Origin of the sequence: Brevibacillus choshinensis, from assembly GCF_001420695.1 — a bacterium.
Classification (GTDB): domain Bacteria; phylum Bacillota; class Bacilli; order Brevibacillales; family Brevibacillaceae; genus Brevibacillus; species Brevibacillus choshinensis.
This window is the reverse complement of sequence record NZ_LJJB01000007.1, coordinates 1,902,559-1,923,778: the sequence shown is the minus strand read 5'-3', so window position 1 is coordinate 1,923,778 and position 21,220 is coordinate 1,902,559. Positions and strand designations below refer to the sequence as shown.

At 44.8% G+C, this 21,220-nt stretch carries 20 protein-coding genes and 4 pseudogenes; 7 read left to right on the top strand and 17 right to left on the bottom strand.

What is annotated here, in order from left to right; all coding sequences use genetic code 11:
• Nucleotides 1-85 precede the first annotated feature (85 nt).
• The 4 genes from AN963_RS31850 (at nucleotide 86) to AN963_RS09080 (ending at nucleotide 2,703) form a co-directional block, all read left to right on the top strand.
• Nucleotides 86-178, top strand: coding sequence for a hypothetical protein (locus tag AN963_RS31850; RefSeq protein WP_236707905.1), 93 nt, complete (start codon nucleotides 86-88; stop codon nucleotides 176-178).
• 117 nt (nucleotides 179-295) lie between these two features.
• Complete coding sequence (locus AN963_RS09085) at nucleotides 296-844, top strand: AAA family ATPase (RefSeq protein ID WP_055744159.1); 549 nt, start codon at nucleotides 296-298, stop codon at nucleotides 842-844.
• Nucleotides 845-1,787: 943 nt separating this feature from the next.
• A complete protein-coding gene (locus AN963_RS31845; RefSeq protein WP_161827261.1) occupies nucleotides 1,788-1,946 on the top strand; it encodes a site-specific integrase in 159 nt (52 codons plus the stop codon).
• A gap of 136 nt (nucleotides 1,947-2,082) precedes the next feature.
• Entirely contained in the window at nucleotides 2,083-2,703 is a 621-nt protein-coding gene (locus tag AN963_RS09080) for a tyrosine-type recombinase/integrase (RefSeq protein WP_330218823.1), read from the top strand.
• Between the two features lie 417 nt (nucleotides 2,704-3,120).
• Here the strand turns inward: AN963_RS09080 and AN963_RS31840 are convergent, their stop codons facing one another.
• Nucleotides 3,121-3,300, bottom strand: a complete 180-nt coding sequence (locus AN963_RS31840; protein ID WP_236707904.1) for a hypothetical protein — start codon at nucleotides 3,298-3,300, stop codon at nucleotides 3,121-3,123.
• 66 nt (nucleotides 3,301-3,366) lie between these two features.
• Nucleotides 3,367-3,567 (bottom strand): annotated as a pseudogene (locus AN963_RS32515) (tyrosine-type recombinase/integrase); the annotation flags it as partial.
• A 361-nt stretch (nucleotides 3,568-3,928) separates the two neighbouring features.
• On the opposite strand from AN963_RS32515, the pseudogene AN963_RS32510 reads away from it, so the two are divergent.
• Nucleotides 3,929-4,126: pseudogene (locus AN963_RS32510) on the top strand (tyrosine-type recombinase/integrase); the annotation flags it as partial.
• A gap of 46 nt (nucleotides 4,127-4,172) precedes the next feature.
• Here the strand turns inward: AN963_RS32510 and AN963_RS09070 are convergent.
• Nucleotides 4,173-4,325 (bottom strand): annotated as a pseudogene (locus AN963_RS09070) (NUDIX domain-containing protein); the annotation flags it as partial.
• A gap of 258 nt (nucleotides 4,326-4,583) precedes the next feature.
• On the opposite strand from AN963_RS09070, the gene AN963_RS09065 reads away from it, so the two are divergent.
• Nucleotides 4,584-5,054: a GNAT family N-acetyltransferase gene (locus AN963_RS09065; RefSeq protein WP_055744157.1), complete on the top strand. Its 471-nt coding sequence runs from the start codon at nucleotides 4,584-4,586 to the stop codon at nucleotides 5,052-5,054.
• Between the two features lie 78 nt (nucleotides 5,055-5,132).
• On the opposite strand, the gene AN963_RS09060 is transcribed toward AN963_RS09065, so the two are convergent.
• From AN963_RS09060 to AN963_RS09030, 8 genes and pseudogenes are all read right to left on the bottom strand, one after another.
• Nucleotides 5,133-6,587 (bottom strand): FMN-binding glutamate synthase family protein, encoded by a 1,455-nt coding sequence (locus tag AN963_RS09060; protein WP_055744156.1) that lies wholly within the window; start codon nucleotides 6,585-6,587, stop codon nucleotides 5,133-5,135.
• Nucleotides 6,588-6,709: 122 nt separating this feature from the next.
• Entirely contained in the window at nucleotides 6,710-7,570 is an 861-nt protein-coding gene (locus tag AN963_RS09055) for an MBL fold metallo-hydrolase (protein ID WP_055744155.1), read from the bottom strand.
• 384 nt (nucleotides 7,571-7,954) lie between these two features.
• Nucleotides 7,955-8,119, bottom strand: a pseudogene (locus AN963_RS32655) (ankyrin repeat domain-containing protein); the annotation flags it as partial.
• A 170-nt stretch (nucleotides 8,120-8,289) separates the two neighbouring features.
• Complete coding sequence (locus tag AN963_RS09050; RefSeq protein WP_055744154.1) at nucleotides 8,290-10,728, bottom strand: heavy metal translocating P-type ATPase; 2,439 nt, start codon at nucleotides 10,726-10,728, stop codon at nucleotides 8,290-8,292.
• Nucleotides 10,729-10,762: 34 nt separating this feature from the next.
• Nucleotides 10,763-10,963 (bottom strand): copper ion binding protein, encoded by a 201-nt coding sequence (locus tag AN963_RS09045; RefSeq protein WP_055744153.1) that lies wholly within the window; start codon nucleotides 10,961-10,963, stop codon nucleotides 10,763-10,765.
• A gap of 14 nt (nucleotides 10,964-10,977) precedes the next feature.
• Nucleotides 10,978-11,280, bottom strand: coding sequence for a metal-sensitive transcriptional regulator (locus AN963_RS09040; protein WP_236707903.1), 303 nt, complete (start codon nucleotides 11,278-11,280; stop codon nucleotides 10,978-10,980).
• A gap of 128 nt (nucleotides 11,281-11,408) precedes the next feature.
• Nucleotides 11,409-11,759, bottom strand: a complete 351-nt coding sequence (locus tag AN963_RS09035) for a metal-sensitive transcriptional regulator (RefSeq protein WP_083496895.1) — start codon at nucleotides 11,757-11,759, stop codon at nucleotides 11,409-11,411.
• A gap of 108 nt (nucleotides 11,760-11,867) precedes the next feature.
• On the bottom strand, nucleotides 11,868-13,313 hold the full coding sequence (locus tag AN963_RS09030) for an MFS transporter (RefSeq protein WP_055744151.1): 1,446 nt from the start codon (nucleotides 13,311-13,313) through the stop codon (nucleotides 11,868-11,870).
• Between the two features lie 712 nt (nucleotides 13,314-14,025).
• Between AN963_RS09030 and AN963_RS09025 the strand changes: the two genes are divergently transcribed.
• A complete protein-coding gene (locus AN963_RS09025; protein ID WP_055744150.1) occupies nucleotides 14,026-15,351 on the top strand; it encodes an FAD-binding oxidoreductase in 1,326 nt (441 codons plus the stop codon).
• Nucleotides 15,352-15,519: 168 nt separating this feature from the next.
• On the opposite strand, the gene AN963_RS09020 is transcribed toward AN963_RS09025, so the two are convergent.
• From AN963_RS09020 to AN963_RS08995, 6 genes are all read right to left on the bottom strand, one after another.
• Nucleotides 15,520-16,113 carry a class I SAM-dependent methyltransferase gene (locus AN963_RS09020; RefSeq protein WP_055744149.1) on the bottom strand — a complete coding sequence of 198 codons (594 nt, stop codon included), beginning with the start codon at nucleotides 16,111-16,113 and terminating at the stop codon, nucleotides 15,520-15,522.
• Between the two features lie 161 nt (nucleotides 16,114-16,274).
• Entirely contained in the window at nucleotides 16,275-17,195 is a 921-nt protein-coding gene (locus AN963_RS09015) for a plastocyanin/azurin family copper-binding protein (protein WP_055744148.1), read from the bottom strand.
• 112 nt (nucleotides 17,196-17,307) lie between these two features.
• Nucleotides 17,308-18,348, bottom strand: a complete 1,041-nt coding sequence (locus AN963_RS09010) for an ABC transporter ATP-binding protein (RefSeq protein ID WP_055744147.1) — start codon at nucleotides 18,346-18,348, stop codon at nucleotides 17,308-17,310.
• 4 nt (nucleotides 18,349-18,352) lie between these two features.
• Complete coding sequence (locus AN963_RS09005) at nucleotides 18,353-19,309, bottom strand: ABC transporter ATP-binding protein (protein WP_055744146.1); 957 nt, start codon at nucleotides 19,307-19,309, stop codon at nucleotides 18,353-18,355.
• A gap of 6 nt (nucleotides 19,310-19,315) precedes the next feature.
• A complete protein-coding gene (locus AN963_RS09000; RefSeq protein ID WP_055744145.1) occupies nucleotides 19,316-20,170 on the bottom strand; it encodes an ABC transporter permease in 855 nt (284 codons plus the stop codon).
• On the bottom strand, nucleotides 20,163-21,140 hold the full coding sequence (locus AN963_RS08995) for an ABC transporter permease (protein WP_055744144.1): 978 nt from the start codon (nucleotides 21,138-21,140) through the stop codon (nucleotides 20,163-20,165). Before AN963_RS08995 ends, AN963_RS09000 begins: the two co-directional genes overlap by 8 nt.
• Nucleotides 21,141-21,220: the final 80 nt, after the last annotated feature.

Below are 21,220 nucleotides of genomic sequence, written 5' to 3'. Positions count from 1 at the left end.
ATCAATGCATTCTGCCGACTGTCCGCAATCTGAAAGAATTTGATGAACTAATGGATTAAAGTCAGATGAATATGCGATCGATTATTTGGCCCAGGAAGTCAAACCAGAAGGAATCATTGCTACGAGAAACAGTATCATATTGGCTGCTGCGAAGAAAAAAGGATTCGTATGTATATAGCATCTGTACCTCATCTGATCGAGGAAATCACGATACGAACTCAAATTCCTGTCATTGCAGGCGGATTAATACGTACGGCACAGTGGTCTACAAAGAAGAAGGAAAGGTACGTAAACCATGCAAACACTTGAACAAAGAGGTATTTATCTCATTACCGGTATTATGGCTTCGGGAAAGTCTACAGTCGCTCAGCTTCTAGCAGAAAAATTCGAAAAAAGTGTTCATTTACGAGGGGATGTATTCAGGAGGATGATTGTAAGCTGGAGGGAGGAAACGCTTCCAGACGCGACAGACGAGGCGATTAGACAGTTGCGCTTGCGATATAAACTAGCCGCAGCTGCTGCAGATACATACTTTAATGCCGGATTCACTGTCGTGCTACAGGATGTTATGCTTGGAGCTATGCTACAGGAAACAGTAGACCTAATTCAAAATACTCCGTTGCATGTCATCGTTCTTTGTCCATCTCAGGAGGCAGTGGAAACGCGGGAAGCAGCTCGAGCGAAAAAAGGGTACGGTTTATGGGACGTTTCAGAGCTAGACAGGCAATTACGTGAGGAAACACCAAGGATCGGCATGTGGATCGACACGACTGAATTATCAGCAGAAGAAACAGTAGAGCAGATATGGTTGAGAGCACGGGGAGAAGCGAGGGTGAAAGAGTAATCTTGGTATGGTAAATTGGGAAAGTAATGAACTACCCCATACACGACGAAGCAGAGTGCCGCCCTTTGGCACTCTTTTCGTTTTATTTTTTCTTTTTACGCTCGAGGTAGTGGGCCAGGTTGTTCAATGTATCTTCATAGGATCGTTTCTTTTGAGTCGTAGTGGTATTATTTGGTTTGGATTTCACTTTTGTCATGGTGGGCCTCCAGTAATTTTCGTTATAGTTATCTTAATTATAATATAATTGAAAATACAAATAATGTAAATAGTATTTTTATAAATATTTTACTTTTTTTATTTATACTAAATTATTGACGTCTTGGCGGTGTTTTAACTGATGAGTGGCAGACAGCTTTGGACATTTCTATTTTCTATAAGAAAATGGCGCATACATAACGTGATGGATAAGGATTTAGCTGAAATAACTGTTTTAGACCGGATTTTGTTTGCGTTTAGTAACCAGGATTCATTGTGCCTATGATTAATTGAATCCTACGGGTCGTTCATACTTAGTTTGTGTGTAGGATTTGAGTTTGAGCTGAATTGTAAAACGATAGATGCAAATAATAGATGACGTAGATTTATAGAAAATGAACCAGGATTGTTATGTGCAAGTAAATTTGAGTGCAGGTTCCTGATTGGGTATTATGGGTTCCATTTGTATGTCAGTCACGGTTAGAGGAGTTACTCCCTACAGAAATGCTTCTGTTATATTTGAGTCCGATAATATATATTATGTAAACTAATTAAAAAGGCAAGCGTGCCAATAACTGAATGGTCTTGGTTCCGATGATGTAGATTATCAGGAACTTTATTGCTAAAAGTTCCTGATAATCACCAAGTGCGTCCGGATAAGTTTCGGACCCGTTCCAATAAGCTCCATGGACGGTCTATACATGTCGGTTGCGTCCTTATAATCGATTTTTCAGGAGGACGATCCATTTTGCAGGTCAGAAAAGCGATTGATGAATTTTTGAGTTACATGCAGGTTGAGCGGAATGTTTCCGTCAATACGATACGCAGTTACGCGTACGATTTGCATGTATTTGAGTCATTCTTACAGAAAGTTCACGGAAACAACCGAGCTGCAGCACGTGTATAATTCGACGATTCGGCGTTTCGTGCAAGACCAGGTAATTGAGCATCAGACGCGGCCAAGAACGCTGCAAAGACGTATTTCATGCTTAAAGTCGTTTTGTCGGTTTTGTTCAAAGGAACATTGGATCACCAATGAGTTCATGGTGGGCATTCAAGCGCCGAAAACAGATAAAAAACTGCCAGTCTATACGAAATTAGTCGAACTGCAACAGCTTTTTCGGTTTCTGGAAGCTGACCAGCGAAAGTTCGCGCTGCGTAATCACGTGATGTTCAAGCTGTTGGCGACAACCGGCATGCGCCGGCAAGAATTAGTTGATTTGACATGGGAACAAATTGATTTGGAATGGAGTGCTGTACGGATCTATGTGAAGGGTAACAAAGAGCGAATCCTCCCTCTTCACCCGATGGTACTGCCATTGATCCTGAAGTATCGTGGGCAGGTGGAACCTTATCGGTTGCACCCAAAAGATCCGGTATTCACGAATTATCTTGGCGAATCATTAGATCCGCGGGGCTTGCATCGTATCTTTAAAGAAACCCTTGCGCTTGCAGGTTTACCTCCGCATCGCTTTACTCTGCATCATCTAAGGCATACGTTTGCGACGCTGTTGTTACGCTCCCAAAATGCGACTTCCAAAGTGGATATCCGTTCGTTGCAGGAACTTCTTGGCCATGAAAGCTTAGCGACTACGTCTATCTACACACATGTGGACCTGGAACAAAAGAAGCAAGCGATTGAATCTCTGCGATTTGACGTGTAAAGGAATAAACCTCCTCTCTATAAGTGGTATCTCGATAGAGAGGAGGTTTTTCATCTTTGCTTTCAGTTCATGAAATAGCAATTTTATGAACTGATATTTAATTAAATTAAATTTGATGTGTTGATATTTAATTTTTGTTCTTCATTATGTGGTTTGTTGTTCATCCAAAAATTTAATTCAACTTTTCTGTATTCACATACTTTTTCGTTTGCCTTCTCTCTACGCATATACAATTTGAACTAATTTTCATCTACACACCTCCACTCTCTGCTGCATTACAGATTAAGGTCTTTCTCCATTCACTGCTGTTCAAGTAACCATAAAATTACTATATCTACTTCTTTGCTGCTTGATTGTCTTTTTGCTCGTTGAGCTAGAATCTTAGTGTATGAAAACTCTACCCTCTTCTCTTTCCGATTACATATGAGCTAATCCTCTTTGAATCATAATAACAGCAAGTTCTAGATCTGCTTCGAGTAACTTCAACAATATTTCCTTTGGAAGCAGAAGGCTCTTCCCATCTGTTTTTTTCTCCTCTGGTTCCCCTGATGAATGTGATTCTTGCGCACCTGGAATATCGAGAGATTCTTGGGACAACTCCTCCTCAATTCTTGTCAATTCCCTGTGGAGCAACCGGATATGACGTCCATAACGTCGTATATAGAATTGTAAATTATCTTGATCTGAGTGCCCTAACAGAAATTTAATGGCTGTCAGACCTACTCCCCGCTCACTTAGCATCGTACTAATAGTGGCTCTATAACCATGAGGAGTCACCCGTTGATCATTTGTCCAACCTAAATCGAAGGAGATGCTGTTCGTAAGACGATTAAGAGCTTTGGCTCCAAGTGGTTGACCTGCTAAGCCAAATAGGAGTTTGACTTCTGGAGATTCAACTAAACAGAGCTACCGCAAGTTTCTAGACGAATTTACCCGGTACCTTTCCAATCTAACTAACACTAAGGTGGAAGATCTCCATTATGAGAGAATGTATCGAATCCATAGTCGGTCAGGGGCATTTGTCTGTTACAAACCTATTGATGCTTATTTGCTAGATAAGTACCTTACTGATCACATAGATATAGGATACAGCTGGCTTCGAGAATCAAAAAACGCAATCAGCAGCTTTACAAAATATCTTCACAGAAGGTACGATTTTCCTGATCTGATTAAAGAAATGACTTTCGATCCAAAAGCGTAGCGCACTCAGAAAAGGCCTCAACGAATCCTTAGTAGGCGTGAAATCCTTCTATTACTTCAAAGCCTGATCAAGCACAGCAAAGAATTAAAAAGGTATGTACTTCTCTTCTCGCTCTTACTTTCAACGGGCATGAGAATTTCCGAGATGTTAAATTTAAAGGTTAGTGAAGTTAACTATACGGATGATTCAGTATTTCTAACAAAGACAAAAACCAAGTCACAGCGAATCGTCATGCTACGAGATACTTTTAGTTTAGCAATTAATGAACTTCCAGCTGCTCGTACGGATCCACTTTTCCACCAGGAATGCTCCACGTACCTTTCTCTGGATTTCTGTTTCGTAGTACCAGCAAAATCTCATTACGACTGTTTAGGATCACTGCACCGACTCCCAGTCTGGGTATGTTTATGGTTGATGTCATGATTCTCACCCTTTTCCTTCTTCATCCAAGTTGGCAGATTGATTTGTCCAGAATCGAACAAATGTTCCCTTTTCCTTTCCTATCCTACACCAACATTATCCATATTGGCAAAGCTGTTAGATCCTTGTACGGAGCTTTATTACGGAATCCAGTCGATGAAGAACAATAGAATTGGACTAAATCTTGACTACGCTTGGTGAAAATGGTAACCTTCTTAACCGAAACGCTAGCAGGATTCAAGGCAGAGGAGGTTGTCGCATGATCATCAGAGAAATCGAGGAAAAAGATAACAAACAAGTGGAGGCCGTTATTCGAACTTGTTTGATAGAATTCGGGGCGAATAAGCCAGGAACGGCCTGGTCTGATCCGAACTTGGGACATTTCTATCATTTGTATCAATCTGAGGGTTCTAAATATTGGGTGGTTGAAGACAACGATAAAATTGTAGCTGGATGCGGTATTGGGCCGATCCATGGCTGGCCAGCTATCTGTGAATTGCAAAAGATGTACGCCTTAAAAGAAACGCGGGGCACTGGAGTTGCCAACGATCTACTGACAGTTGCCCTGGATTTTGCCGCAAATCATTATGAGAAATGCTACCTCGAGACGCTCAGTAATATGGTCGCAGCGAATAAATTCTACAAAAAGCACGGATTCGTGCAATTAGAACATCCATTGAACGCAACCGAGCACTATGCTTGCGATGCCTGGTACATGAAAACGCTATAACACAGACCCGCAAAAGGCACGATGCTACGTGTCCATCTTGCGGGTCTTGTTTTACTGATTGATCAAACGTTATGCTTTTCAGTCGACATCGCTGGATGCATAAAGCGACTCCATCCACTCCTTTGATGGCAGATAAGGCTCCGAAACAAGCGGAACGTTGGTGATTTTGCTTGTCCATTCATCAAGGGCGACTAGATCCTCCATCCCCACTTGGTGAAGTGAAGTTTTTCCCAGGGCAAGGATCGCAACCTTCATTTCTTCCACAAACGATGTTAAAAAATTTTCTAAATACTGTGCAGCTTCCTGTTCATGAAATTCCTCGGTCAAACTGCCGGGATAAAAGAGGAGCTGCGTGGGTGGTTCCCAAGGGATCGCTTTCGTTACTTGATCATGTGTCATGGCCCACAGAAGCGACGTCCCCATATAAATGCCATCTGCGCCCAATGCCAGTGCTTTCAGACAATCCGATGGTGTGGAATAGCCGCCGCCGCTGAGCAGGGTGATCTTGTCTTTCACCTTTCGCTTTTTCAGGTAGCGTGCTGCTCGTGACAGGGCATGGATGGTCGGCAGCCCAAAATCGTCTTCCAAAATGGGAGGACTGCCCTTGGATCCTCCTTGCCCTCCATCGATACTGATAAAATCGACACCGGCCCAAATGGCCACTTCCAAATCAGCCTCCATTTTGGCATTCGCACAGATCTTTACACCAATGGGGACACCATCTGTGAGGACTCGAAGCTTCTCGACCAATTTGCGAAGGTCCTGCGGCTTCTGGATTTCCTCATGCCGCGACGGGACCACGGCAAACTCTTGGTTTTGCACCTGCATGACGGCGGCAGCTCTGCCCTCGAGATAATCCATAGGCGTAAAGGTGGCTGCACCTGCTGTAGCTCCTTGCCCGAAACGAATCTCGATGGCGTCCGCTTGCCTAAGAATTTGGGGCTCTTTTGACCAGGAGCCGGAGTGGTATTGGATCATTAAATATTTCGCGTGTTGCCTTTCCTCGGGTAAAAATCCCCCTTCACCCGTGTTCGTCAACGTTCCAACGCCTGCCGTCCCTTTCGCTATCGCGATCTTTGTCTTTTCAGACACACCTATTCCGTATCCCATTCCTGCTGCCATAATCGGTATCTCGATCTTCAACGGTTTTTTTGCCCGTGGTCCAATGGTCACGCGCATATCGACCTCGGACTCTTCAGGAGCAGCCAGTGTTGCCAGTTGGGCAGGGGAAAAGACTAATCCTTCAAAATGAAGGAATTTGCGCGGGCTGCGAAACGGCCTTTCAATGACTCCCGCTTCTGAGGCACGCAAGCTATTTTCAATGACCGTTTGTGGAGAAATACGTGTCAGGGCAGATACGATCTCCCAAATATTTTCCGGATAGCGGTCATTCATGAGCCTTTTAGTGAATCGACCGATGATCCATTTCACCAACGGCCTCGAGAACACTAGCGCCAGAATACCTGAAAAGACGATTGCAATCATAGCGCCGGCAAAGGATCCAAGCAAAAACGTCATCCAATGACTTCCCATCCTTCTCTCCCCTTCAAGACCGAAACAATATATCCAAAGATGTGATTATCTTGCTCGGAAAGAACTGGAATTATGAGTCCTCCACTTGCAGGGCAGCTTCAAGTGATTGAAATGGTGAAAGGTCATTCCTTTGCAGCACCGACCATGAACCACTCGAGGGCTTTAGAGAATTCATGAGGGAGCTCTGGGACCTGAAGATAGGTAGACATCTCCTTTGCAATCCGGTCTCTGTCCTGGCCGTATTTCTCTGTGAATTGAGCAAGCTGTTCCCAATCTCCCAGCTCCTTTTGGAAGCCTGCACGATCCATCGGACGTCCGTGGGATTCCACAAACAGCTGGGCATTGTACGCATACGCTTGCCTCAATAAACGAAGAAAACTGGAAGCTGTATAACTTCGCGGACCCCCATAGACGGAGGGACCCAACGCATCACCCAAGAACAGCGTTTGATCTTCTTTTACGTACACATAACACGAATCTATGGCATGGTCTCCTCCGACATGGTTCACCTCGCAGGTCACTCCGCCGAGATCTATTGTGATTGACTCCTGAAACAGGATATCTGGTTCAACGATCCGGATCATGTTTCGGTTCCCGCCGTACTCTTTTTTGATGTTGGCCATCGTACTTTCATTGATGATCTGCTGCTCGAAAAGCTGTTCCATAGCTGCATCCGACCAATCTTGACTAATCAGTTTGCGTAATGCATGTGCGGTTTCTGCTTGCGCAATGGATGGAAGATTCCATTCTGACATTGCGAATGTATGATCCCAGTGCCAATGCGTCAATACCAGGATCTCTGGTTGACGAACGCCATGCCTTTGCAGCTCCTGGCGAAACAGTGCAGCATGTGTCGGCGAATTTCCTGCATCGATCAAAAGGGTTCTTTTTGCCCCGCTGATTGCTGCCAGGATGGGACGATCTGTGTCGTGACATGCATGCATGATCCAGATATGTTCGGAAATCTGCTCGATCGTGGACATTTCTTTCTCCCTCTCCCAAATACGTCATCGATATTTGAATGTACTGAAACGTAGCAATATTTCTATATGTTATCACACTAAACACAAACAAAAAAACGCCGAGATGAAAGGCGTTTTAGGACGGTTTACCCGCCGTTTGTTGTCTCTTGTTCAATTGGAGCACGGCGAACATACAGAGGATCACGCATGCCAGATAGCCAACAAGGAGGGAAAAGCCCGTCTCGATGCCATAGTTGTTGGCGACAAACCCAATTACACTATTCCCTATCAATGCACCAACGCCCGAAGCAGTAGGTGAAGGGTGTTAGGATATTTTTCATCATTTCCTAAACCAAATACTCGGATCTTCTCGCTGGTTTAGTAAACAATCTAATATGAAATTTATTACAGTTCCCCCTCAAGAAACTTAAGAAGATACATTTCAGGCTGCGCTATAAACTCTGAAAAACTACACAAATCCGCATAATCCTGATGCTCTACGTCATAGCAACCTATCAGTCCCTGTTTCTTTGGATTCCACATTAGATGAAGATCAGAATAATTATCTATAGCTGGTTTGAATGTCGTCATTTCGATTTTGGAGTCCGACCCAACCACTGCAGCGATCTTGGCTAGCTGATCTGGAGTAAATAGACTCCCTCCAACTTGGATCGCGGGGGTGACGGCAATCTCGTTTTTTCTCCCATGATCATACTCCTCTCGTGGCTTAGTCTTCCTATTTATTTATGCGGCACTCTGACACGCTGCAGCCGAAGTGCATTGAGAACCACGGATACTGAACTCAAAGCCATCGCCGCTCCTGCTACCCACGGTGCCAATAATCCAATGGCTGCAATTGGAATACCGAGCGTATTGTATCCGAGTGCCCAGAACAAATTCTGTTTGATGTTGCTCATGGTTTTCCGGCTCATAAAGATCGCATCTGGAATGCTCGAAAGGTCCCCACGCATAAGCGTCACATCTGCCGCTTCCATTGCCACGTCCGTCCCCGTGCCGATCGCCATCCCGATATCTGCCGTTGCCAGGGCTGGCGCATCATTTATGCCATCCCCTACCATCGCTACTTTCTTTCCTTGCGCTTGCAGTTTCTTTACTTCTTCCGCTTTGCCTTCTGGAAGGACCTCTGCGAGTACATGGTCGATTCCGACTTGGGCAGCGATCGCATTTGCCGTCCGTTTGTTGTCCCCGGTGATCATGATGACCTGGATTCCCATTTCTTTCAATCGATTGACAGCGGCTTTGGATGTTTCTTTAATCGTATCCGCTACAGCTACCATTCCAGCGTACCGATTATCAATTGCGACAAGCATGGCCGTTTTTCCATCTTCCTCCAGGCGGGACATCGTTTCGTACGCTTGCTTGGCATCCACCCCAAATTTCTCCATCAAACGACGGGTGCCGACCAGTAGCTCTTTCCCTTCAACCACTGCCTTGATTCCGAAGCCTGGGATCGCTTCAAACGCTTCTGTTCCAGGCATCGAGATACCTTTCTCCTGAATCCCCGCCACAATCGCTTCCGCAAGTGGATGCTCCGAATTTTTCTCGGCTGCTCCTACCAGCTTCAAAAAGTCCTCTACGTTGCCCGCAGCAAGAACATCCGTCAATTCTGGTTTCCCTTTGGTGACCGTCCCTGTTTTGTCTAAAATAATGGCATCAATCTTATGTGTTTGCTCCAAATGCTCTCCTCCTTTGAAGAGGATTCCGAGCTCGGCCGCGCGTCCGGAACCCGCCATGATGGAGGTCGGGGTTGCCAATCCCAGTGCGCAAGGGCAAGCAATGACCAGGATCGCGATGGCTTTTTCCAATGCCTCCGCAAAATCGCCTGGTGTCACGAAGAAGTACCATACCAGGAAAGCGACAACCGCGATGCCGACTACAATCGGAACAAAGATTCCGGAAATGACATCTGCAACCCGTTGAATTGGTGCTTTTGAACCTTGTGCTTCTTCCACGACTTTGATGATCTGTGCTAGTGCTGTTTCTTTACCGACTTTAGTTGCTTTGATTTTGAGCATGCCGTTTTTATTGATGGTGGCACCGATGACTGAATCGCCGGATCTCTTTTCTACAGGAATGCTTTCACCGGTGATCATGGATTCATCTACGGACGAAGTGCCTTCCATGACTTCTCCATCTACCGGTACCTTATCTCCAGGACGGACTAGGACGATATCCCCGGCAATCACTTCGTCAACCGGAATGGACAATTCTTGCCCATTGCGCATGACCAAAGCAGTCTTCGCTTGAAGCCCCATCAAAGATTTAATTGCTTCTGACGACCTTCCTTTTGCGAGGGACTCGAACAACTTGCCCATGATCACCAGTGTTATGAGAACAGCACTCGTCTCGTAATAGAGGGATGGGCCATGATGAACTGCGCCACCGTCTATAAACCACACGATCGTCAGATACAGGCTGTAGAAGTAAGCCGCTGAAGTCCCAAGCGAAACCAAAACATCCATGTTTGCACTTCCGTTGCGAAGCGCTTTATAAGCTCCCACATAAAACTGTTTGCCGACATAAAACTGAACGGGTGTGGCTAACAGTAGTTGCACCCATGGATTCATGAAAATTTCTGGCATGTAGATCCATGAAGTGAACGAAAAATGGCCGACCATGCTCCACAAAAGCGGAAACGAGAGAATTGCGGAAAGGAGCAATTTCCTTTTTTGATTCTGTACCTCTTTCTCTCGGTGATCAACAGCTTCTGCGTTATCTGTTTTTAAAATGGCTTTATAGCCAAGTTGCTGCACTTTTTTTTGCATATCACTAACGGAAACCTCGCTCGGGGAGTACTCTACATGCGCCGTTTCCATGGCAAAGTTTACCGTTGCATTCGTGACGCCGGGTAGCTTATTCAAGCCCTTTTCAATCCGGTTTGCACATGCTGCACATGTCATCCCTTCCAGTTGAAAATCGACGACTTCCTTCGCCGTTCCGTAACCCAATTTATTAATGTTTTCTTCAAGGCTGGTCACGCTGACTTTCGCGGGATCGTAAACGACGCTCGCTTTTTCCATGGCGAAGTTCACATTTGCCGCTGACACCCCATCCAGTTTGTTCAAGCCCTTTTCGATTCGAATCGCACATGCGGCACAAGTCATCCCTGTTATTTGCAAGTTGACCTGCTTGCTTCCTTTTGTTGCGGTTGCTTCCATCCCCATTCGCCTCCTTATCTATTTTTACAAATGCTTACACGACATCGTAGCCTCGCTCTTCAATAGCCTCTTTGACTGCATCGATCGAGATTTTTTCCTCGTCATACGTTACATCTACGGTGTTGCTCGTGAGATCAACTTTTCCTTCTGCCCCGATTTCTTTAAGTGCACCTTCAATGGAAACGACACAATGCTGGCAGCTCATGCCTTCGACTTGCAATGTAAGTTTTTTCATCGTAAACTCTCTCCTTATTTCATCAAAATGGTTAGTGTTCGGAGCATTTCATCAGTAATTGCTTCATCGTTTTGTTGAACGCGGCTCTTTACTTGTGTTTTCAAGTGATTTTCTAGAAGCAGTTTGCCTACTGCGTTAAGCGCGGAGTGGATGGCAGACATTTGATTCAACACGTGATCACAATATTCATTTCGTTCCACCTGTCTTTGTACACCACGAATTTGTCCTTCGATGCGATTCAGTCTGATTAGGATTGCCGTTTTTTCTTTCACATTCAATTGACTGCTTCGCTTGTGAGTTGGTTCACTGGGATTCATTTCCATCAACCTCTCGATTGTAGTATACCCCTCTACTGTATTTAATGTCAACAACATTTATACTATACCCATGTATCCTATATTATTCTCTGGAAAATTGGCAGCGCGTACGCTGCCTGTTGTGGACTTTATTTCATCAGTTTGTTCATTGTAATGATAAGCTCCGTCAACACTTCCGTATCGCCTTCCTGGATCCGCTCAATGACGCAACTTTTCAAGTGATGTTCAAGAAGAAGTTTTCCGACTCCATTCAGAGTCGATTGAACCGAAGCGATTTGATTTAGAACATCGTCACAATATACATCCTTCTCAATCATGCCTTTAATACCGCGAACCTGACCTTCAATCCGATTCAATCGGCTGACTAAACTGTTTTTTACTTGATCCGAATGATGGCTCTTGCGACCTTCTTCACTGGGAGAGCAGCAAGATGAATCTTTATATGAAGGTAAATCCAATTGTTCCCTTTCCATACTCATTCCAATCATCTCCTTTCTCCTTTGATTAAACAATACTCACATACCCTATTTTGTACAACGATGTGAAGAAGGCTCCAGCCAAAACACATTTGGCTGGAGGGCAATTCTTTACAAAGCAGTTGGGCCGTTCTTGTCACTTTTTTTAGGTGATTGGATAAAAACGAGGGCCAGGAGTGCCCCTACGAACGCTACTATTCCGGACCAAAAGAAGGCTTGATGAAATCCTTCATTAAGCGCGGCAGTTTGTTCCGTACCTGTAAGTGATCCCGTAGTGGCCGCAGCAATCGCAACCATAGCTGCGAGTCCAATAGCCGAACCGATCTGATAACTCGTATTCGCAATACCGGAAGCAAGTCCCGCTTCCTCCGGTTTCGCACCTGACATAGCGGACATGGTTGCCGGGATATAAGCAAGTGACATGCCTAGAGCCCCTAGTAAAGAAGCGGGTAAGATATTTGCTACGAAGTTTCCATCTACTGGAGTGTTTTCAGCGAAGAGGAGCAAAGATCCCCCAAGGGCCATCAAACCTATAACCAAGTTTACCTTTACTCCAAATTTTCCGATCATTTTCCCGGTGATGAGCACCATGAAAACCATAATCAGGATTGTCATTGGGAGCAGTCCAAGTCCGCCTGCAAAAGCATTGAATTGCAAGACTTGCTGCAAGTATAGATTCAAAAAGAACCAAAGCGGGATCCATGCGGCCGAGAGCATGATCAACGCAATATTGCCTGCTGTCAGATTCGGTGCGGAGAAAATTCGCAACGGGACTAACGGTTCTTTTTTGAGCGCCTGAACAATAAGGAACAGAACGAATAAAACAGCTGCAGAGATGAGAGTCCAGATCGTCGTGTTTGAACTCCAACCGTTATGTTCAGCAGTCACAATCCCATAAACGGCAAGGACAAGGGCCGCAGTGACGGATAGCGCTCCCAGAAGATCAACACTCCCCTTTCTGCTCATTCCTTTCGAAAGGAGGGCTGGCGAAGCGAAAAGGACAAGAAGTCCAACCGGAATATTAATGAGAAATGTCCACTGCCAGCTTAGCCACTCGGTGATGACACCTCCCAGAAATACCCCGGCAGTTCCTCCCGCAGCAGCTGATGCTCCCCAAAAACCGAATGCTTTTCCGAGCTCTTTCGGATTGTTACCAAACAGCATCATGACGATCGTTAAGGCTGCTGGAGCGATGAATGCAGAACCGATACCTTGCAACGCCCGGCCGGCGTTAAGCGACTCTTCGTTCCAAGCAACACCTGCTAATAAAGATGCTAAAGTAAGGATCGAAAATCCCCACATGAACATACGCCGTTGCCCAAAGAGGTCGGATAACCGACCGCCCAATAAGAGCAACCCGCCAAAGAAAATGACATAAGCATTAAATACCCACTGTAAATTTGCCTGCGTGTAACCAAGTGCTTCTTTTATCGCCGGTAATGCAACACCGATAATCGATGTGTCCATAATAACCATAAAGTTGGCCAAACATAACAAGGCTAGTGCTTTCCAACGTCTTGGATCCGGTTGAATAGCGGCCTGTGCGTGATTCCCCATGAAAATACCCTCCTTTACTCACGAATCGTCCGGTTGATCCCTGAATAGTAAATGGCGCTCGTGACGGCCGTCTTAAAACGAATCCATTAACATCCAAAATTTTCCGGCGTTCGATGTTTAAATAGTATAGTCCCCTACCCTATAATGTCAACAAATATTTTTATCATCATGTCCAAACGCTGTCTCCGGAATCAAAGTGCCATCCATAAACTTCGAATGAGAACATGCCTTGCTGACCCTTTAAAACCTATACTGGAACGAACACTATTCAATATTGAAACTGTTAATGAATATATGCTAAGTCTATGGACAAAACCCGCTCAACGGCTATGTTCGACGTCAGCGGGTTTTTATCTAGACGCTTATTTCACTCTAGAGACTGTAGGCTGGTCAGGTCTGATCACATCAAAACGATAGCCTTTACCCTTCAGGTACTGAATCACTTCCGTTAGAGCTTGTGCAGTCGCTATTTTGGTACTGGTATCGTGCATCTGCATGATGATTGCATTTTTGTAACGATTTGAAATTAGGTCTAACGAACAGGGAGAGAAAGTAGTGATTCTCCGATTTCCAACGCTTACCTGCTAGCAAAAAAGGACTGGCGCCCCTACAATGGCTCTATTTTGATTAGTAATTGAATATTTTAATTTAACAACTTATCCAATCTATGGTTTCGTATCAGCACTAGTTGACGTTTAAGGAGGGTGTTCCCGTGCCATGGACAGAGGGATTGACCGGGCGTGTGATCGTGGAGGGAGAAACCGGGTATGAGGAAGCAAGACGCGATTTTAACACCCGTATTTCCAAATTTCCAAAAGTAATTGTCTATTGCATGAATGAGCACGATGTTGCCAACGCGGTTATATGGGCACGGAAAAAAAAGATGCCTTTCCGTGTGCGTGGCGGCGGGCACAGTTATGAAGCGTTTTCTCTTGTTGACGGTGGCCTTGTCATCGATGTCAGTGAGTTACAGCATCTAATAATTGACAAGGTTGGCGGCACTGCACGAGTCGGTGCGGGGTTTCGGATACTGCCTTTATATGAAGCCTTGTGGAAACAAGGACTCACCATTCCAAGCGGGACCTGCGCGACAACAGGCGTGTCCGGGTTGACTCTTGGAGGAGGGTATGGCTATCTATCCCGACTTCTTGGCATGACCTGTGATAATTTACTTGCAGTCGAGGTGATAAACCCGTGGGGTAGGATTATTCAGGTCAATGAACAGAATCACAGCGATCTGCTTTGGGCTTGCCGTGGCGCCGGAGACGGAAGTTTCGGTGTGATCACAGCCTTTACCTTCCGTGTGCACCCGATCGGTGATGTCGCACTCTACTCAATGACGTGGGACTTTACTGATCTTCAAAAAGTGGTGCGTTTTTGGCAAGAATGGGCTCCGTATACCGATGTCCGCTTAACCTCTATGCTACTGCTCCATGCACAAAACCAAGGCGATATCTTATCCCGTGGTATCTTTGTCGGCTTGGAACGAGACCTTCGTCACCTTTTACGGCCTTTGCAGGAGGCTGTACCGCCCAAGACGATCTCGATCCGTTCCGCTTCCTGGATCACAGCAGCACGAAGCTTGGCCGGAGCCGAGATCCTCCATGCTAAGTTTAAAAATACTTCTGCTTTCGTATACGAATCTCTCTCAAACGAAGCTCTTTCCATATTGACCCACCATTTATCTATTGCGCCCGGTGCCAGCAATTCCGTTATGTTCGACGCCTATGGGGGTGCGATTGGCCGGCTCACCCCCGATGCGACTGCCTTTGTCCATCGCAAAGCCTTGTTTATGATACAATACCTATCTTATTGGGAGAACGATAGGGAAGAGTCAACCAACATCCGATGGGTCGAACAATTTCGTACATCCATGCTTCCCTTTACCCGAGGTGCATACCGCAACTATTCCGATCTGCTGATTCCTGATTGGCCGACCGCGTATTTTGGTGAGAACATTGCCAAGTTGAAAAAAGTCAAAAAAAACTACGATCCAGAAAATGTCTTCCGCTTCGAACAGAGCATCCCACTACTATAACGAAGAACAAGCAGACCTATTCGAGAAAGTATGTAGAGAGTGTGCGGAACAGCACACCATGCCAACTTCAAAACCAAAGAAGAGGAAAGGATTTCTACTACCTTTCCCCTTCCCTCTTTTGTATACCCATCGTCCTTCTATAGGTTAGAACTGAAGTAGATCGAATAATTATTTCTTGTTTACCGCTTCAATTACTACAAAAATATTTTTAAAATATCTTTGCGTTCTAGTCACTTTCCATCCTTCCCGTTTTACTAACCCAAGAGTATCCCGATTCAGATGGCAACCATCGCAAAGTCGCTTCCAAAGAGGTGTTAACCTATCTTGTACGCGACCTAAAACGGCATGGTGTGATCGAACATGCTCAAATAGTAGGATTTGTCCATCAGGCTTACAGACCCTTCTCATTTCTTTTAGAGCGAGTTCTGGATTTGGAATTGTACAGAAAACCAAAGTCCCCACGATAGAATCAAAGGTGTTGTCTGGAAATGAAAGTATTTCTGCGCTTCCTTCAAGCACAGTTATGGGATATTTGGCACTTTTTGCCCTTTTATAAGACTTGTTTCTCATGTTTGGATTGGGCTCCAAGGCATCCACTTTTTTCGCATGTTGATAATAAGGGAAATTTAATCCGGTTCCTGTGCCTATCTCTAACACTGATCCAGTCGCCTTGCCAATTAGTTGTTTTCGAATTTCCTCAACACCGATTTGTTCAAAAGGCGCCATGAAAATGTCATATAACGTTGCGAACCATTTTCCCATTGTTTCTCAACTCCGAGTTTCGTTTATCTTAAATGGTAACGCTTAAATAGCATTCAACTGCACTTGTTCCCCTTTGATATATTGTACCGAGGGTTTCTAACGAACTTCGAAATGGATATCTGTAATTTTATCATAAGGTAAAAGGATTGTTATTTGTTCTATCATATTACTATCAGGCTTCCAACCATTCCGTTTTCTTTATGACCGGGAATTGTACAATAAAATTCATAGGAACCCTCTTTCGTTGCTTGCCAAACACTTGTAGCCGATTCTCCCGGTTTTGCATGCAAATGCGGCTTTTCTTTACCCTTATTTCCATGTTGATGATTGTTATTGGATTCAGAACTAATAACAAAATTATTTCCAGTAGAGACGACCTCAAAGTCATGTTCAACGCTCCCATTGTTTAGAAACGTGACTTTCATTGGAACACCCTTTTTCATTACGATCTGCTTAGGCTTATAGGAGAAATCGGATGCGATGAGATTTATTTCTTGTACGGCAGGTTGACTCATATGATTTTGATTATGCATTTGATCACTTTCTGCAGATAGAATGGGGAACGGCAACGATTGAAACCATATGAATACCCCAATTAGCAGAACAGGAGGAGTAATTGGATTATGCAATGTAAATAACCCTTTTCTTTTTGCTGGTTCTCTCTCGTCGGTCTCAATCAAGTTTGACAGCAGCAGTATACATCCCGTATGGAGCATGACAAATAAGAACAAAAGCGGTTCCATTTTTTCAATTGGAATCATTTCTCCCAGCATAGCTCCCATCATACCGGCCATAATTCCAGAGAGAGTCCCCTCTACTGTAGTCAGAAGGGATAATGGAATCCCTATAATCATCCCGGAGATACCCCCAATGAGCATTCCCCAAATGGTTGAGAGAAACAGATCACCTTTGTATTCAGCGCCAAATAATAGACCGGCTATCAAACCTATCATCATACCCATCGACATACCGATAATCATCGTATGCATGTGGTCCATACGTTTTTTCTTCTTCCAAGCAAAGAACGAGAACCAACCAAAAGATAATCCAACATAAATCAGGACTTGATAAGTCAAGCTCACGATACCACCCCCGAGTATATTCCCTCTTTAAAGAATATGTCGCTAGAGAGCAAAACAGGACAAGAATAAAACCCTCCGACACAAGGTCAAAGGGCTCTCTTTCTGCATGATTCTAGTTCGCTTGTTTGTTAGCACTTATCAAACTTTCAGGGTGAAGATGAAAACAAGATACATAGTGATCATTCGACAACTGCTCTAGCTTAGGGATGCTATTTTGGCAAGTATCCATTTGTTGTGGACAACGTGCAAGAAAGGGGCATCCCCCTTGGACTACTTCGTTTTGTACCTCGCCATCCAATATCATTTCGTGTCGATGCCCTAAAAAATGATGGAGATCAGAGACAACCGCGACCAGTGCCTTCGTATAAGGATGGGTGGGATTGGATATGATCTCTTTGATCGGCCCAATCTCTACAATATTGCCACGGTACATGACAGCAATACGGTCACACATAAAAGCAGCCGTAGAAAGGTCATGGGTGATAAACAGCATGGTTAAGCCCATTTCCTCTTTTAGAGACTTTAATAGTTGCAAGATCCCCATTCTTACAGAAACGTCCAACATCGAAGTTGGCTCGTCAGCGGCAACAAATTTGGGCTTTAAAATCAAGGCACGAGCAATCGCAATTCGCTGGCGCTGGCCTCCACTCAATTGATGGGGATACCGATACAAGAATGTTTCTGCTGGTTTCATGTCTATGTGCTCCAAGATTTCGATAACTAGCTTCCTTTTTTCTTCAAAAGGTACTTCCATTTTATGAGCATTGAGCGGTTCCATCAGAATTTCAAGGATCGGCATCCCCGGGTTTAATGAGTCATAGGGGTCTTGAAAAATCATTTGCATTTCCTGCCGAGCTCTGCGTAATTCCCGTTCCCCCATCTGACATAAATCTTGTCCGTCAAATAGAATTTGCCCTGAGGTTTCTTTTGTCAAGCGCATGACCATTCGAGCAGTCGTTGTTTTTCCGCAGCCGCTTTCGCCAATAATTCCTAGAATCTCGCCTTTTTTTATAGAGAAGTTTACATTATTTACAGCATGCACGGTTGATTTTGTTCTTCGGAAGATCGTTCCCTGTTTCTTTTCAAAACGTTTAACGAGACTCTTTACCGTAATCAAAGCTTCTTGAGAATGTGTCTTTTTCGAATTTGTCATGTAGCTATCCCCCTAAAAAACAGGATACGTAGTGACCCTCTTGCACTTTCCTCATGACGGGTACTTGTTGTTTGCATTTGTCCATCACAGAAGGGCATCTTGTTTGAAACCTGCATCCCTTTGGAGGGTCGATCAGCATAGGTACTGTACCTGGAATTGACTTGCACACTTTGTCCAGATTGTTAATATCTGGTGTAGCCGCAAGTAAACCTTGCGAATACGGATGCTGGGGATTATTCAACAATTGTTGAGTGGTGGCCCATTCTACAAGCTTTCCTGCATACATAATGGCAACCCGTTCGCAAATGGCCGTTACCATCGGCAAATCATGAGAAATAAGGATAATCGAAAGGTCCATTTTTTTCTGTAAATCTTTAATGACTGCAATGACTTGTGCCTGTGTTAAAACATCAAGTCCGGTTGTAGACTCGTCTGAGATAACGATCTGAGGTTGACAGGCGAGAGCCATCGCAATTGCCACGCGTTGTTTCATTCCTCCGCTAAATTCATGAGGATAAGATTTTCTTCGTTGCTTGGGGATGCCAACAATTTCCAATAGATATTCTGTCCGTTTGATCGCTTCGTCCTTCGTAACTTCTTCATGTAACAAAATAGCTTCCACAATCTGATCTCCGACAGTCATTACGGGGTTTAACGCGTTCATAGCGCTTTGGGGAATGACCGATATTGTTTTCCAACGAAGCTTCTCAATCTGATCCATAGGAGCATGCAATAAATCAATTCCATTCATTACTGCCTTTCCCTTCATGACTTTTCCAGGGTATTCCAGCAGGCGAAGGATCGATTGAATAACCGTCGTTTTTCCACAGCCAGATTCGCCGATCAACCCAAGCATTTCACCTTTCTCCAGATGAAAGCTCACATCCTCAACCGCTTCCACCACTCCGTTTTCCGTAAAAAAATGTGTGTGCAGGTTTTCAACAACAAGGACTTTATCCACGTTCTGTCACCCCTTTCTCAAACGCGGGTTAAAGATTTCTTCTAGCGAATACCCTGTAAAGGCGAAACCTATAACGAGTGCTGTGATCATGACACCAGGCGGCAGGACCCACCAAACCCATGCATCAGTCAAGAATGCGTTTCTTGCTTGGGCATAATACAGAATGGTTCCCCAACTCTTGTTTAATGGGTCTCCTAATCCTAGAAAACTTAGAGAAGCCTCAATTAATATCGCATGGCTCGCTGCCATAACGAATTGGGATAACGCAATGGGGACAACCCCGGGCAAAATATGCCGGCCCATTATTGTTGGAACGCTGCTCCCGATTGAGCGCGCTGCCTCCACAAAGCCTTTTGTTTTAACGGTAAGAACTTGCGAACGAATGACTCGGGCCGGAGATGCCCAACTTAATATGCTGATCACAAGGATAAGATTCCAAAAACTCGGGCCGATAAAGGCAGCGAGCAGGATCATGAGAGGCAAAAAGGGAACAACCAGGACAAGGTCGACCAATCTCATCAGGATGGAATCAGTTTTGCCGCCAAAATACCCAGCGACAATACCGACAAGACATCCAACTAAAATGGAGAGGAAAGCGGCAAGAATACCGATCAGTAGCGACACTCGTGTACCGAAAACCATTTCACTGAAGATGTCTTGTCCGACGTCATTCGTCCCTAACAGGTAGTCCCCTCCCGGTTGAAGAAACGGTTGTGCCACACGTTCCTCCGCATCGAATGGGGCGACAAGCGGTGCCGCAATGGCAACGACCAGATACAATAGAATAATGCCTGCTCCGATTGACCCAAGCCGACTGGATTGAAATACATGCCAATATTGTTGCCATCTTCCCTTATCCATTGTTTCTTCCCACCTTTGGATCGAGTATGGGGTAAAGTACGTCTGCCAGGAAGTTGGCAATTACCACGCTTAGCGTAATGATAAGAAACGAGGCTTGAATGACAGGATAATCCCTGCTTAGCACAGCCTCAAACATGAGCCTGCCAATACCCGGATAGGCAAATACGGTTTCTATCACCGTTGCTCCCCCAAACATAAAACCAAGACTCAACATAAAGACAGTAGCTACCGGAAGTAATGCATTTCGCATTGCATGCCTGTACTTGATCATTTTTTCCTTAACACCTTTCGCTCGTGCCATCATGATATAATCTTCGCCAAGAACGTTCAGCATGGAATACCGCATGGTCATGAATACGTTCGTCACTGAAATTAACACTAGTGTAGTTAAGGGCAAGACGAGATGGTGCCCAACATCCAGAACACGGTCCAACCCTTTTAAATTGCTCCAGGCCGTCTCTGCACCGTAGATTGGAAAAAGGCCTAATTGTGATGCGAAAATGGAAACTAGAATCATGCCCAACCAGAAAGAAGGCATGGCACTTAAAAACATAAAACCAGTCAGCAGGCTGATATCCCTGTTACTGCCGCGTTTCCATGCTGAAATGGTACCGAACAATACACCCAAAACAGTTGAAATGATCAAATTCAACCCCGTCAATAGCAACGTCCAAGACAAACGGTCCAGTACGATCTCAATAATTGGCATCTTTTGTTGGTAAGAATAGCCGAAGTCGCCAGTCACAATATTTTTCAGATAAAGAGCATATTGCTCCCAGAGTGATTTATTCAGTCCGTGTGATTCTAAAATGGCTTCTTTTTCGGATGCCGACATGAGACCTACATCTTCTCCAGCAAGAAAGGCAAGAGGACTGCCTGGCATTAATCGCGGGAGAAGAAAGTTCAAAGTAAGCATGATGAAGATGACAAATACATATTGGGTCACCTTGCCGGTCAAAAATCGTGACATGGGTTCACCTCTTTTTGCGGAGTCTTAGCACGGTAAGCAATTCCCCCACAATGAACAAACGGGGTCATTGTGGGGGAATA

Coding starts and splice junctions, on each gene's coding strand:
- AN963_RS09010 (WP_055744147.1), bottom strand. CDS start 18,348: ATGACAAATTCGAAAAAGACACATTCTCAAGAAGCTTTGATTACGGTA.
- AN963_RS09050 (WP_055744154.1), bottom strand. CDS start 10,728: ATGGAAGCAACCGCAACAAAAGGAAGCAAGCAGGTCAACTTGCAAATA.
- AN963_RS09035 (WP_083496895.1), bottom strand. CDS start 11,759: ATGAGTATGGAAAGGGAACAATTGGATTTACCTTCATATAAAGATTCA.
- AN963_RS09080 (WP_330218823.1), top strand. CDS start 2,083: ATGGTGGGCATTCAAGCGCCGAAAACAGATAAAAAACTGCCAGTCTAT.
- AN963_RS09040 (WP_236707903.1), bottom strand. CDS start 11,280: ATGAATCCCAGTGAACCAACTCACAAGCGAAGCAGTCAATTGAATGTG.
- AN963_RS08995 (WP_055744144.1), bottom strand. CDS start 21,140: ATGTCACGATTTTTGACCGGCAAGGTGACCCAATATGTATTTGTCATC.
- AN963_RS09055 (WP_055744155.1), bottom strand. CDS start 7,570: ATGTCCACGATCGAGCAGATTTCCGAACATATCTGGATCATGCATGCA.
- AN963_RS09065 (WP_055744157.1), top strand. CDS start 4,584: ATGATCATCAGAGAAATCGAGGAAAAAGATAACAAACAAGTGGAGGCC.
- AN963_RS09045 (WP_055744153.1), bottom strand. CDS start 10,963: ATGAAAAAACTTACATTGCAAGTCGAAGGCATGAGCTGCCAGCATTGT.
- AN963_RS09000 (WP_055744145.1), bottom strand. CDS start 20,170: ATGGATAAGGGAAGATGGCAACAATATTGGCATGTATTTCAATCCAGT.
- AN963_RS09060 (WP_055744156.1), bottom strand. CDS start 6,587: ATGGGAAGTCATTGGATGACGTTTTTGCTTGGATCCTTTGCCGGCGCT.
- AN963_RS09030 (WP_055744151.1), bottom strand. CDS start 13,313: ATGGGGAATCACGCACAGGCCGCTATTCAACCGGATCCAAGACGTTGG.
- AN963_RS09020 (WP_055744149.1), bottom strand. CDS start 16,113: ATGGGAAAATGGTTCGCAACGTTATATGACATTTTCATGGCGCCTTTT.
- AN963_RS09085 (WP_055744159.1), top strand. CDS start 296: ATGCAAACACTTGAACAAAGAGGTATTTATCTCATTACCGGTATTATG.